The organism is Delftia sp. S65 (genome assembly GCF_016516495.1).
GTDB lineage: Bacteria > Pseudomonadota > Gammaproteobacteria > Burkholderiales > Burkholderiaceae_C > Comamonas > Comamonas acidovorans.
Genome location: NZ_JACVUR010000051.1, coordinates 1 through 12,245, shown reverse-complemented (window position 1 = coordinate 12,245; position 12,245 = coordinate 1). Strand labels below are relative to the sequence as shown.

11 protein-coding genes are annotated in these 12,245 nt (G+C 69.0%); 4 read left to right on the top strand and 7 right to left on the bottom strand.

Annotated elements, in window-relative coordinates:
- Positions 1-74: 74 nt before the first annotated feature.
- Entirely contained in the window at positions 75-947 is an 873-nt protein-coding gene (locus tag IAE24_RS26360; protein WP_199960932.1) for a carbon-nitrogen hydrolase family protein, read from the bottom strand.
- A 232-nt stretch (positions 948-1,179) separates the two neighbouring features.
- On the opposite strand from IAE24_RS26360, the gene pdxR reads away from it, so the two are divergent.
- Positions 1,180-2,667: a MocR-like pyridoxine biosynthesis transcription factor PdxR gene (gene pdxR / locus IAE24_RS26355; RefSeq protein WP_353175103.1), complete on the top strand. Its 1,488-nt coding sequence runs from the start codon at positions 1,180-1,182 to the stop codon at positions 2,665-2,667.
- A 52-nt stretch (positions 2,668-2,719) separates the two neighbouring features.
- Here pdxR and IAE24_RS26350 read toward each other — a convergent pair whose 3' ends face one another.
- The 5 genes from IAE24_RS26350 to IAE24_RS26330 all read right to left on the bottom strand — a co-directional run bounded on the left by IAE24_RS26350 (position 2,720) and on the right by IAE24_RS26330 (position 8,022).
- Positions 2,720-4,969 (bottom strand): putative bifunctional diguanylate cyclase/phosphodiesterase, encoded by a 2,250-nt coding sequence (locus IAE24_RS26350; RefSeq protein ID WP_199960931.1) that lies wholly within the window; start codon positions 4,967-4,969, stop codon positions 2,720-2,722.
- 28 nt (positions 4,970-4,997) lie between these two features.
- The gene (locus tag IAE24_RS26345; RefSeq protein WP_199960930.1) at positions 4,998-5,738 is read right to left on the bottom strand and encodes a GGDEF domain-containing protein; all 741 of its coding nucleotides are present in this window, start codon (positions 5,736-5,738) and stop codon (positions 4,998-5,000) included.
- The gene (locus tag IAE24_RS26340) at positions 5,738-6,139 is read right to left on the bottom strand and encodes a DUF1987 domain-containing protein (RefSeq protein ID WP_012204882.1); all 402 of its coding nucleotides are present in this window, start codon (positions 6,137-6,139) and stop codon (positions 5,738-5,740) included. The genes IAE24_RS26345 and IAE24_RS26340 overlap by 1 nt, the downstream gene beginning before the upstream one ends.
- Before the next feature lie 68 nt (positions 6,140-6,207).
- A complete protein-coding gene (locus IAE24_RS26335) occupies positions 6,208-6,780 on the bottom strand; it encodes a SiaB family protein kinase (RefSeq protein ID WP_013802972.1) in 573 nt (190 codons plus the stop codon).
- Positions 6,781-6,789: 9 nt separating this feature from the next.
- On the bottom strand, positions 6,790-8,022 hold the full coding sequence (locus tag IAE24_RS26330; protein ID WP_199960929.1) for a SpoIIE family protein phosphatase: 1,233 nt from the start codon (positions 8,020-8,022) through the stop codon (positions 6,790-6,792).
- 186 nt (positions 8,023-8,208) lie between these two features.
- Here IAE24_RS26330 and IAE24_RS26325 point away from each other — a divergent pair, with 186 nt between their 5' ends.
- Positions 8,209-9,171: a TauD/TfdA dioxygenase family protein gene (locus IAE24_RS26325; RefSeq protein WP_063326491.1), complete on the top strand. Its 963-nt coding sequence runs from the start codon at positions 8,209-8,211 to the stop codon at positions 9,169-9,171.
- 9 nt (positions 9,172-9,180) lie between these two features.
- Here IAE24_RS26325 and IAE24_RS26320 read toward each other — a convergent pair whose 3' ends face one another.
- Positions 9,181-9,438, bottom strand: coding sequence for a DUF2789 domain-containing protein (locus IAE24_RS26320; protein ID WP_012204886.1), 258 nt, complete (start codon positions 9,436-9,438; stop codon positions 9,181-9,183).
- 189 nt (positions 9,439-9,627) lie between these two features.
- Between IAE24_RS26320 and IAE24_RS26315 the strand changes: the two genes are divergently transcribed.
- Entirely contained in the window at positions 9,628-10,668 is a 1,041-nt protein-coding gene (locus IAE24_RS26315) for a ligase-associated DNA damage response exonuclease (protein WP_199960928.1), read from the top strand.
- The coding region (locus IAE24_RS26310; RefSeq protein WP_200016403.1) for an ATP-dependent DNA ligase at positions 10,665-12,245 on the top strand (1,581 nt) is incomplete at its 3' end. The genes IAE24_RS26315 and IAE24_RS26310, both read left to right, overlap by 4 nt.

The following is a 12,245-nucleotide window of genomic DNA, read 5'->3' as shown; positions in this document are numbered from 1 at the left end:
TTTGCCGCATCGCCCGGTGGCTTGCGGCTTTGTGGTGCTCGTGATGTCGATCGCTGGGAAAAGGGCGTGTCAGGTCATTGGGGCTTGTCCAGTGCTCCCAGGCTGTGCAGGTAGGGGAAGTCGGTGCCGTCCTTGCGGTAGACGGTGAAATCGCAGTCGCGGTCGCGGAAGCTCTTGAGCGGCTGGCCCAGGTTGCTGCGCAGGCCGTGTTCGCGCTCGTGCCGCAGCCGGGCGAAGTCGACCTCGATGGGCATGATCTGGGCGCCGCTGTCGGCCTGGTGGAGCACGTAGCCCGAGGGGTCCACGATGATGGAGCGGCCCACGCCGCCGTCGCCCACGCCGTTCACATCGAAGAAATAGACCTGGTTGGTGACGGCCGAGGCGCGCGCGATGCACAGCTCCACATCGCGGTCGATGGTGTCCGTCATGGTGGGGTGCAGGATCACCTCGGCGCCCATGGCCACCAGCGTGCGCGTGGTCTCCGGAAACCACATGTCGTAGCAGATGGACACGCCGAAACGGCCCGCGCCAGGCACGTCGAACACGCAAAAGCCGGTGCCGCCGGCCACATCGCGCTCATAGGGCCTGAAGGGAAAGAGCTTGCGAAAACGCGTGACGACCTCGCCCTGCGGGTTGATGACGGGCGTGGTGTTGTAGACCACCGTGCCATCGGGGCCGGCCACGCTCTCGAACAGCGAGCCGGGAATCAGCCACAGGCCGGTTTCCCGGGCCAGCCCGCACAGCCGGTCCTCGGTGGGGCCGGGCAGCGGCTCGGCCCTGTCGTGCTTGGGGCCCAGCGCCGCCAGCTCGGAGAACAGCACCATGCGGACCCAGGGAAAACGCGAGCGGATGTGGCGCAGGTAACCGGCCATGCGTTCCAGGTTGCTGTCGAAGGCGCAAACCTCCATCTGGATGCCGGCGATGCCGAAGGTGGTGGCCGTGCTCATGGCTGCACCTCCTGGCAGGCGGCTTGCCGGGCCGGCAGGGTGCCGCAACGAAAAGCTTTCAACTTCAAGGACATAGGCTGACTGAGGGGCGGAGAGAACCGGGCGGTAGGCACAGATCTTTGAAGTGTCTGGAGGCGGATCATTGAAAAAATATTCGGCTTTCATGCCTTCGATAGCTATACATGGGGGCGAGTCTATGTTCACATTGATCCCAACAAAAGAACCAAATACCGTGAACAAAAGAGAACCAATTTCCCGCGTTGGAAGTGCCACGCTGCCGGACTTTGTCAATCGGCATTTCCAACGTAGCGATGCCGAGTACAACCACCGCCAGCTCTACCGCATCGTCAAGGAAGGCATCCTGCGCAAGGCCCTGCCGGCGGGCTCGCGGCTGCCCACCAGCCGCGAGCTGGCGCAGACGCTGGGCATTGCGCGCAACACCATCGTCCAGGTCTATGAGCAACTGGCGCTGGAGGGCCTGGTGCAGGCCGGCGTGGGGCGGGGCACCTATGTGGCCGAGGTGGCGCCGGCCTTCGTGAGCCAGCCGCCGTTGCCGCGCCGCCGTGGCACGCCGCTGTCGCGGCGCGGCAGCGCCATCGTGGGCGGGGCGCGGGCCAGCCACCTGCAGTGGGGCGCGTTCGCGCCGGGCGTGCCCGAGCTGCGCCAGTTTCCGGCCGCGCTATGGAGCCGCCTGCACGCCCAGGCCTGGCGCGATCACAACCCGCTGCAACTGAGCTATGCCACGGGTGCGGGCCACCCCGCGCTGCGCGAAGCCATTGCCGAGCACTTGCAGGGCACGCGCGGCGTGGCCTGCAGCGCGGACCAGATCCTGGTGACCAGCGGCGCCCAGCAGGCGCTGCACCTGATTTCCCAGCTGCTGGCCGATCCTGGCGACACCGTCTGGCTGGAGGACCCCGGCTACTGGGGCGCACGCAGCGTGTTCCGCATGGCCGGCCTGCAACTGCAGCCCATCGCGCTGGACGGCGAGGGCCTGGCGCCCACGCCGCAGCAACTGAAGACACCGCCGCGGCTGATGTTCATCTCGCCCTCGCACCAGTACCCCAGCGGCGTGCTCATGGGCCATGGCCGAAGGCGCCAGCTGCTGGACTACGCGGTGGCCCAGCGGGTCTGGATCGTCGAGGACGACTACGACAGCGAGTTCCGCTTCACCTCGCGCCCGCTGCCGGCGCTGCAGGGCCTGGACGAGCACGGCCGCGTGATCTATCTGGGCACCTTCTCCAAGACCATGTTCCCCTCGCTGCGTCTGGCCTACCTCGTGCTGCCCAGCGACCTGGCCGACAGCTTTGCGCGCGCGCTGAGCGAGCTGTTCCGGGAGGGGCAGATCATGCAGCAGATCGTGCTGGCGCAGTTCATGCGGCAGGGCCACTACGTCAACCACATCCGCCGCATGCGCCAGGTCTATGGCGAGCGCCGGCGCGTGCTCATCGACGAGATAGGCCAGCGCCTGGGCACGGCGGTGACCGTGCAGGGCGGAGACGCGGGGCTGCACCTGGTGCTGGGCCTGCCGCCCGGCTCGGACGATGACGCCATCGCGCGGCAGGCACGCAAGCTGGGCGTGCTCACGCGGCCGCTGTCCCTGTACTCGCTCAGGCCCGATCCGGCCCGGGGCCTGGTGCTGGGCTACGGAGCCGTGACGGAGCAGGAGATCCGCCACAGCTTCGGCCTGCTGGCCGAGGTGATCGCGCCCCATCTGCCGTGAATGGGCGACAGGGCGCCTTCACTCCTGCGCACCATTCACTCCTGCGCACCATTCACTCCGGTGCGCCAGTGCGCTGGCCCAGCCAGCCCAGCAACTGCGCCTTGTCCATGGGCCGCGCAATGTGATAGCCCTGTCCCTCCTGGCAGCCCATGGCGCGCAGGGCCTGCCAGGCGCTGGCGTCCTCTATGCCTTCGGCCAGGACCTGCAGGCCGAGCTTGCGGCCCAGCTGGGCGATCATTTCGGCGATGCGCGCTTCCTGTGATTCGCCAAGCTGGCGCACGAAGCTGCGGTCGATCTTGATGCGGTCCAGCGGCAGGCGCTCCAGGTAGCTCAGCGAGGAGTAGCCGGTGCCGAAGTCGTCGATGGCAATGGTCACGCCCAGGGAGCGCAGGGCGCTGAGCGTGGCCTGCAGCAGCTGGGTGGGCAGGACCGCGACGGATTCTGTGATCTCCAGCTCCAGCTGCGAGCCCTGCAGGCCGTGCTCTGCCAGGGCGTTGCTCACGGTCTGCAGAAAGCCCGTGTCCTGCAGCTGCACGGTGGAGACATTGACGGCCATGCGCCTGGGGGCGCGGCCGGCGTCCAGCAGTTCGCGCATGGTGCGGCAGGCCGTGGCCAGCACCCATTGGCCCAGCGGCACGATGAGGCCCGAATGCTCGGCCACCGGAATGAAGCGGTCGGGCGGCACGAAGCTCCCGTCCTGCCGGCGCCAGCGCAGCAGGGCCTCCAGGCCGACCAGGGCATGGGTTTCCAGGTCCACCTGGGGCTGGTAGACCAGGAAAAGCTGGGCGCCGTCGATGGCGGCGCGAAGGTCGGACAGCAGCAGGGCGCGGTCGCGCGCCTCCATGCCCATCTGCTCGGAGTACTCCAGCAGCTGGCCGCGGTGATCCCGCTTGGCGCGCTTGAGGGCGATGGTGGCGTCCTTGACCAGGTCGGTGCCGGCCTGGCGCTCATGGGGCAGGTACACGTAGCCGCAGGTCAGCGAGACCTTGTGCGGCACGCCATCCACGGCCAGCGGCTGGCGGGCGCAGTCCAGCAACTGGGCCAGGGCCACCTCGTCGGTGGGGCCCAGGATGCCGAAGGTGTCCGATCCCACGCGCGCCAGCAGCACGCCTGCGGGCAGGGCGCTGGCCAGGCGGCGGGCCATGGCTTCGAGCAGGCGGTCGCCAAAGCGGTGGCCCATCACGTCGTTGGTGGCGCTGAAGTCGTCGATGTCCACCAGGGCCAGCACATGGTCACGCGTGCCGCGCCACACGCATTCGTCCACTTTTTCCACGAAGTGGGCGCGGTTGGGCAAGCAGACCAGCGGGTCGAAGTAGGCGGACTGGTGCAGGCGCTCCAGCAGGCCGCGGTTGTGCAGCAGCGTGCGCAGGTTGGCGCAGAAGACTTCGAGCAGCTGGCGGTCCAGTGCGCTGTGCGAGGCCGGTGCGTCGATGAAGACGGCCATGTCCTGCTCGTCGCCCCGGCCGATGTACAGCGCCACGCCGCGCTGCACGCCGTAGATGTTGCGGCGGGTCTGCAGCGCCTGGCGCAGCAGGCGCAGCCCGCGCGAGGCCAGCACGGTGGCGATGGGCTGGTCGATGAGCCGGGCGAATGGCCCCGTGGCGGCGAGCACGCGGTAGGGCTCGGCCGGGTGCGTGCCCTCCGAGCAGACCAGGCCTTCGCTGGCCACGCCCAGCAAGGTGGCCAGCTGGGTGATCACGCCCCGCGCGAAGGCGTGCAGATTGGTTTCCTCCAGCAGCGAGGCGCTGGAGCGCACCATCAGCTCCAGGCTGCGGCGGTTGGCCTCGATGGCGCACAGCTGCTCGTAGGAGCGCACGGCGGTCACCACGATGGCCAGCAGCCGGTCGGGCGTGAGTTCGGTCTTGGTGCGGCAGTCGTTGATGTCGTAGCGCAGCAGGGTTTCCAGGTCGGGCGCCTGGCCCGGGCGGCCGGTGCGCAGCACGATGCGGCTGTTGCGCAGGCCGGCCGTGTAGCGGATGAAGTCCACCAGGTCCAGCCCGGCGCCCGTGCCATCGGTCACGGCGTCGAGCACCACCACGGCCAGGTCCTGCTCGCTGCGCAGCAGGTTGCGCGCCTGCGTGCCGGAGCGGGCGTAGAGGAACACCAGCGGCCGGCCGAACAGGCTGTGGCCTTCCAGCGCCAGGCGGAAGGCGGCGTGTACGTCGGGGTCGCTGTCCACGATCAGCACCCGCCATTCAGGCCCGGGCACGGGCGTTGGCGGGGGCGGCTGCAGAGCCGGCTGCAGGAGGGCGGAAGCAGGGGCGGGCGCCCTGGGCGCCCGTGCGCGCATCACGAAACTCATGCCTCAGCCCTGTCTGTGTCCGCGCCGCTCAGGCCGTGGCATGGTCTACCGCGCGCACGACCTGGTTGCGCCCGCTGCGCTTGGCGGCGTACAGCGCCTCGTCGGCCAGGCTGTAGGCGTCGTCGAAGCGGCCGCCGCTCGGGCGCCAGCTCACGCCGAAGCTGGCCGTGATGCAGCTGGCGTCGGGCAGGCCGAAGGGATGGGCCTCGATGGCGGCGCGCACCTGCTCGGCCACGCACACGGCGCCGTCGCTGTCGTGCTGGGGCAGCAGCACGGTGAATTCCTCGCCGCCCACGCGGCCGATGTGGGCCGTGGCCGGCACGGCGGCCTTGAGGCAGCGCACCACGCCCAGGATCACGCTGTCGCCCACGGGGTGGCCGAAGCTGTCGTTCACGCGCTTGAAGTGGTCTATGTCCAGCACGATCAGGGCCAGCCCCTGCTGGGTGAAGTGGCGGTTCACGCGCTCGATGATGGCCGCGCGGTTGAGCACGCCGGTCAGCGGGTCGTGCGTGGCGCGGTATTCCAGCTCGCCGGCCAGCTCCTGCAGGCGCTGGTTGAGCTGGGTCATCTCCAGCTCGGCCCGGTCGCTGCGGCGCACCAGCCGGCGCGTTTCGCGCAGCAGGCGCTCATAGGCGGTCAGCAGCACGCCCAGGGCCTGGTGGCAGGCCTGGGCGCCGGCTTCTTCGCCCCGGTCGTGGGCGGCGCGGGCCGCCAAAAGGGCCTGGTGCTCGGCATCGAAGAGATCCGCGGGAGCGGCCACGGTGTCCATCACGCCGCCTTCACGGGGTGGCCGGTGAAGGCGATGGCGGGAAAGTCGTCGCGCAGCTCCTCGCCAAACTCGCAGATGGTGTCGTCTTCCTCGTCGTGGTACCAGTGCAGGGCCACGGGCCGGCCGGCCTCGGCGGCGCCGCTCAGTGCCTCGATCAGGTTGAACAGCATCTTGGTGCTGGAGCTGTTGAAGTAGGCCAGCGCGATGTGCACCTCGATGCGCGCCTGCTGCTGCGCCGGCTGCGGCTGGGCCAGGTAGTCCTTGAGGCGGGCCAGGATGCCGCCGTAGAAGGCGGCGGCGTTCTCGGGATAGGACTCGCCACGCAGGTGCAGCGTGTGCGTGTCGAACTGGAAGTCCACTTCCGGGGAACTGGGAGTCGGTGCGATGTAGAGGTTGTCCATGCGTGATCTCGGTGCGTTGTCCGTGCCTGCGGGCCGGGCCTGTCCAGGCCTGGTGCCGGAGCGACGGCTCAGAGCGTGGCTTTCAGGTAGAAGACGGGCCGGCCGTCCACGGTCTGGGCGGGATCGAAGTCGAACTGCAGCGGCTCGCGCGCATCGCGGGCCAGGGTCAGGAAACCCATGCCCGCGCCCTTGCTGCCTTCGGGCGCGTCATCGCGCAGCGACTGGCGGCACGCCTTCTTGATCTCGTCCAGCGTCATGCTGCGCAGGGCGTCGAGCTTGGCGCGCAGTGCCTCGCCCATGCCCGGCTCGATGGGGTTGGCGCACAGCAGCACGAAGCTGCCGTCGTCCTCGCGGCGGATGCAGACCGCGCCGTGGCGCAGCTCGCCATCGTCCTGGTGGGGCGGGGTCAGGGCATCGGCCGAGTAATGGATGATGTTCTGCGCCATCTCGACAAAGGACGAGAACAGTTTGCGCCGCGTGGGGCCCGGCACGCCGGCCACTTCCAGCTGCAGCCGCACGGCCTCGGCCATGGCCGCGACGATGTTCTGCGAGAAGTAGCCCACGTAGTAGAAGATCACCTGGTGCTGGCGCGCCAGGTGGAAGAAGCTGCCGTACTTGTCGGCGATCTGTGCGGAGGGCATGGGAGGCATTCAGGTTCTGAAGCAGAAAAAGGTCAGGTCGTCGCGGCGGTGGTGTTCGCCCTGCCAGGCCTGCAGGGCGGCCAGCAGGGCGCGGTTGATCTCGGCGGGCATGCGGCCTGCCTGCTCCAGCAGCAGCTCGCGCACGCGCTTCTTGCCGAAGGTGATGCCGCGCGGGCCGCCGACCTGGTCGATCAGGCCGTCGGTGGTGATGAAGACCAGGGTGGCGGCGGGCAGCTCCAGGTCGATGTTGTTCCAGGCGAAGTCGAACTCGCTGTCCACATAGCCCACGCCCTTGCGCTGGCCATCGAGCACCTCCACTGCCTCGGCACCGGGGCGCAGCACGAACAGCGCAAGGCGCGCGCCTGCAAAGCGCAGGCGCCGGTGCGCGGGCTCGAACCAGAAGCAGGCCGCGTCCAGCCCGTCGTCGGAGCCCGGCGTGCCATCCTTGCCATCGAGCTGGCCCAGCATCTGCTTGACGCTGCGGTTCACATGGCCCAGCAGCGCGGCCGGGTCGCGCGGGCCGTGCTCCTTGATGGCCTGGCTCAGGCTGCTGGTGGCGATCAGCGTCATGAAGGCGCCGGGCACGCCGTGGCCCGTGCAATCGGCCACGGTGGCAAACCAGCCATCACCGTCCTGGCTGAACTGGTAGAAGTCGCCGCCGACCACATCGCGCGGCTCCCAGACCAGGTCGGCGCCGGGGCAGGCGCGGGCCAGGGCCTCGCGCGAGCTGCGCAGCAGCGACTGCTGGATCACGCTGGCGTATTCGATGCTGTGCATGATCTGGCGGTTGCGTGCCACCTGCATGTCCGCCACCGCGCGCATCAGCTGCAGACCGTTGCCCACGCCCGCGAACAGGCCGTCGCGCGTGATGATGAAGCCATCGGTCAGCGCCTTTTCGCCGTACTCCACGGTCTTCACGGTCAGGGTGTCGATGTCGGTGGAGGCATCGACCACCAGCGGCTCCTTGTCCATGAAGGCGATGCAGCTCTTCTTGCCGTACAGCTCCATGCGAAACGGCTTGCTGAACTGGGACAGGAAGATGCTGCGGTTGATCAGGCCGATGGGGCGGTTGCCCTCCACCACGGGCAGGCTGATCAGGTCCCGGTGGCGCGTGAAGACCTCGAGCACCTTCTCGTTGGTCTCGTCGGCGGTCATGCAGGGAACGGGGGTACACAGGTCCGCAGCGCTGGGTGGGCGGAAACGTGGCCTGGAATCGCTCAGGTAGGCGCGGGACTCATCCATGGAAGACACATCGCAAAATTGTTAAGGAATGTTACGTTTTCCTTGTTGCAGTTTTGTGACGCGCACGGCCCTGGTTGGCATGCACGTCTCTGGCGCATAACCATGCGCCAAAAGCTTCGTTGTGGCGTGGCAGGGCGGTTACTAGCATGGGGGCTTCCACCCATGCAAGCACTGAGGAGAGACGCCGTGAACGCTGTCACCGAAGCCAGCCACCTGAGCACCGTGGCCCAAGACCTGGAGCAGGACCGGCAACAGCCGCTGCAGATCCAGCCCCTGTCCGGCCGCATAGGCGCCGTGGTCCACGGCGCCAGGCTGTCGGGCGAGCTGGCGGCCGAACAGTTCACGCAGATCCATGCGGCCCTGCTGCGCCACCGCGTGCTGTTCTTCCGGGGCCAGCACCATCTGACGGATGCATCGCACCAGGCCTTCGGGCGGCTGTTCGGCGAGATCGAATCGCACCCCACCGTGCCTGCCCCGGACGGCACGGCCTTTCTGGAGCTCAATTCCCAGCATGGCGGCCGCGCCGATTCCTGGCATACCGACGTCACCTTCAAGGCGGCCTTTCCCAAGGTCTGCGTGCTGCGCGCCGTCACGCTGCCCGGCCATGGCGGCGACACCGTCTGGGCCAATACCGTGGCCGCCTATGAGGGCCTGCCCGAGCCGCTCAGGCAACTGGCCGAGCAGCTGTGGGCCGTGCATGGCAACGACTACGACTACGCCGAGAACTTCCGCCAGAACGCGGCCAGCCAGACCGAGACCGCAGGCCGCGCCAGCTACCGCAAGGTGTTCACGCGCAAGACCATCGAGTCGGAGCAGCCGCTGGTGCATGTGCACCCCGAGACTGGAGAGAAGGCGCTGCTGCTGGGCCACTTCGCCAAGCGCATCAAGGGCCTGCGCGCCAATGAATCGACGGCGCTGCTGCAGCTGTTCAACGAACGCATCATCCGGCTGGAGAACACCGTGCGCTGGCAGTGGGCGCAGGGCGACGTGGCCATCTGGGACAACCGCGCCACGCAGCACTACGCCATCAACGACTACGGCGATGCCCACCGCGTGGTGCGCCGCGTCACCGTGACCGGCACCGTGGCCACCAGCGTGGACGGCCGCCACAGCGTGGACATCACGGTGCCCGAGCCGCTGGCGGCCTGACTGCCCGTGCTATCGGGCAGCGCGCTGCCTGACCGCGTCTTCGTGCAGCGACTCGCTGAGCTGGTCCACGACGATGGACCACGACGCATCGGCCTTGAGCTGCTCGGCCAGGAACTGGCGCTGCGCATCGCTCCAATAGGGCGCATCCACCACATCCACATCGGCGGCCAGCTGGTGCGCGCGGATGAAATCGGCAATGGCCTGGTCACTGGCATCCAGGCCCAGCTGCAGGAAGAGATTGGACATGCGTACGACGGAGTTGTTCATGAAGGCGTGTGGATGTGTGTGGGATGAGAGGGCGCTATCTTCCCCGATTTGACCGGCCCTGCGGACCGGTTGCGGTCATTCGTTGAGCGGGTAGGTGCAGGCTGACAGCCTGCCGCGCTCCGGGCCAGCGTGCGCGCGGCGACCGCCCCACTAGCATGGGGACATGATCACTGCTTTCCCCGTTTCCGCATGCCCGCCGACCTGATCGTGGCCCGCCCCGAAGGCCTGTACTGCGCGGCCGGCGACTTCTACATCGACCCCTGGCGGCCCGTGGACCGGGCCGTGATCACGCATGGCCACTCCGACCACGCGCGCGCCGGCCATGCCCATTACCTGGCCCATGACGACAGCGAGGGCGTGCTGCGCGCACGGCTGGGCGCTGACATCACGCTGCAGACCCTGCCGTATGGCGAAGCCGTGGAACACCACGGCGTGCGCATCTCCCTGCACCCGGCCGGCCATGTGCTCGGATCGGCCCAGGTGCGGCTGGAGCATGGCGGCCAGGTCTGGGTGGCCTCGGGCGACTACAAGACCGAGGCCGATGGCACCTGCACCCCCTTCGAGCCCGTGCGCTGCGACACCTTCATCACCGAATCCACCTTCGGCCTGCCCATCTACCGCTGGCCCCGCCAGCCCGAGCTCATGGCCGACATCAACGCCTGGTGGCAGGCCAACGCCGCCCAGGGCAGGCCCTCGGTGCTGCTGTGCTATGCCTTCGGCAAGGCCCAGCGCATCCTGCATGGGGTGGACCGCCGCATCGGCCCCATCGTCGTGCATGGCGCGGTGGAGCCGCTCAATGCCGTGTACCGCGCAGCGGGCGTGGACCTGCCGCCCACGCTGCGCGTGACCGACCCCGGCGTGGATGCACAACTGCTCAAGACCGCCCTGGTGCTGGCGCCGCCTTCGGCGCAGGGCACGCCGTGGATGCGCCGGTTTCCCGGCCATGCCGATGCGTTTGCCAGCGGCTGGATGCAGCTGCGCGGCACGCGCCGGCGCCGTGGCGTGGACCGGGGCTTTGTCATGTCCGACCATGCCGACTGGCCCGGCCTGCAGTACGCCATAGGCGCCACGGGAGCCGAGCGTGTCTTCGTCACGCACGGCAGCGTGGCGGTGCTGGTGCGCTGGCTGCGCGAGCAGGGCCTGGATGCGCAAGCCTTCCAGACCGAATACGGTGATGAGGACGAGGCTGCCGCCGCTGAGGCTGCACCGGACGAGGCGCCCGCTCCATGAAGGATTTCGCCGCCCTCTACCGCGCGCTGGACGCCAGCACCGCCAGCCGCGACAAGCAGGCCGCGCTGCAGGCCTATCTGCGCGCCGCCGCGCCTGCCGATGCGGCCTGGGCCGTCTATTTCCTGGCCGGTGGCAAGCCGCGCCAGCTGGTTCCCACCAAGGTCTTGAAGGAGCTGGCGCGCGAGGCTGCCGGCCTGCCCGAATGGCTGTTCGACGAAAGCTACGAGGCCGTGGGCGACCTGGCCGAAACCATTGCGCTGCTGCTGCCGCCACCCGGTGACGCGCACGACCTGGGCCTGGCCACCTGGGTCACGGACCACCTGCTGCCGCTGCGCGGCATGGCGCCCGAGGCGCTGGCGGACACGCTGCGCATGCAATGGGCGCGGCTGGCGGCCGATGAGCGGCTGGTCTACTTCAAGCTGATCACCGGCGCCTTCCGGGTCGGCGTGTCGCGGCTGCAGGTCACGCAGGCGCTGGCGGCCGTCAGCGGGGTGGATGCCAAGCGCATCGCCCAGCGGCTCATGGGCTACACCCACATCGGCGCGCGGCCCGGGGCGGCCGACTACCTGCGGCTGGTGGCGGGAGAGGAAGAGGGCGATGACGCGCATTCGGGCGAAGCACGCGGCCACCCCTATCCCTTCTTCCTGGCCCATCCGCTGCAGTTGCCGCTGGAGCAGTTCGACGCCGTGCTCGGCCCGCCGTCCCAATGGGTGGTGGAGTGGAAATGGGACGGCATACGCGCCCAGATCGTGCGGCGCGGCAGCGGTGACGCGCTGGGCACCTGGATCTGGTCGCGCGGCGAGGAACTGGTGAGCGAGCGCTTCCCCGAGCTGCAGGCCATGGGCGATGCCTTGCCTGCGGGCACCGTGATCGACGGCGAGATCGTCGTCTGGGCCGCGCAGCAGGGCGAGGCGCCCGCCCATGTGCGCCCCTTTGCCGACCTGCAAAAGCGCATAGGCCGCAAGACCCTGGGCCCCAAGCTGCTGCGCGAGCTGCCCGTGGTGCTGCTGGCCTATGACTTGCTGGAGGAGGGCGGCCAGGACCTGCGCGCGCTGCCCCAGCATGAACGGCGCGCAAGGCTGGATCAGCTGGTGGCCACCGTGGCGCATCCGGCACTGCTGGCCAGCCCCGTGCTGCAAGGCGACAGCTGGGCCGCCCTGGCCGAACTTCGCGAGCAGGCCCGTTCCCTGGGTGTGGAGGGCATGATGCTCAAGGCCCGCGATGCCGCCTACGGCGTGGGCCGCACCAAGGACAGCGGCGTGTGGTGGAAGTGGAAGATCGATCCGCTGAGCGTGGACGCCGTGCTCATCTACGCCCAGCGCGGCCACGGCCGTCGCGCCAGCCTCTACAGCGACTACACCTTTGCCGTCTGGAACGCGCCGCCCGGCACCGAGGGCCGCGCCCTCGTGCCCTTCGCCAAGGCCTATTCGGGCCTGACCGATGCAGAAATGGCACGCGTGGACGCCGTCATCCGCAAGACCACGGTGGAGAGCTTCGGCCCTGTGCGCAGCGTGCGGCCCACCCTGGTGTTCGAGCTGGGCTTCGAGGGCATTGCGCGCAGCGCACGCCACAAGAGC

Excerpts from the sequence above, each read along its gene's own strand:
- IAE24_RS26360 (WP_199960932.1), bottom strand. The coding sequence starts at position 947 with ATGAGCACGGCCACCACCTTCGGCATCGCCGGCATCCAGATGGAGGTT.
- IAE24_RS26350 (WP_199960931.1), bottom strand. The coding sequence starts at position 4,969 with ATGAGTTTCGTGATGCGCGCACGGGCGCCCAGGGCGCCCGCCCCTGCT.
- IAE24_RS26345 (WP_199960930.1), bottom strand. The coding sequence starts at position 5,738 with ATGGACACCGTGGCCGCTCCCGCGGATCTCTTCGATGCCGAGCACCAG.
- IAE24_RS26340 (WP_012204882.1), bottom strand. The coding sequence starts at position 6,139 with ATGGACAACCTCTACATCGCACCGACTCCCAGTTCCCCGGAAGTGGAC.
- IAE24_RS26335 (WP_013802972.1), bottom strand. The coding sequence starts at position 6,780 with ATGCCCTCCGCACAGATCGCCGACAAGTACGGCAGCTTCTTCCACCTG.
- IAE24_RS26330 (WP_199960929.1), bottom strand. The coding sequence starts at position 8,022 with ATGGATGAGTCCCGCGCCTACCTGAGCGATTCCAGGCCACGTTTCCGC.
- IAE24_RS26320 (WP_012204886.1), bottom strand. The coding sequence starts at position 9,438 with ATGAACAACTCCGTCGTACGCATGTCCAATCTCTTCCTGCAGCTGGGC.
- IAE24_RS26315 (WP_199960928.1), top strand. The coding sequence starts at position 9,628 with ATGCCCGCCGACCTGATCGTGGCCCGCCCCGAAGGCCTGTACTGCGCG.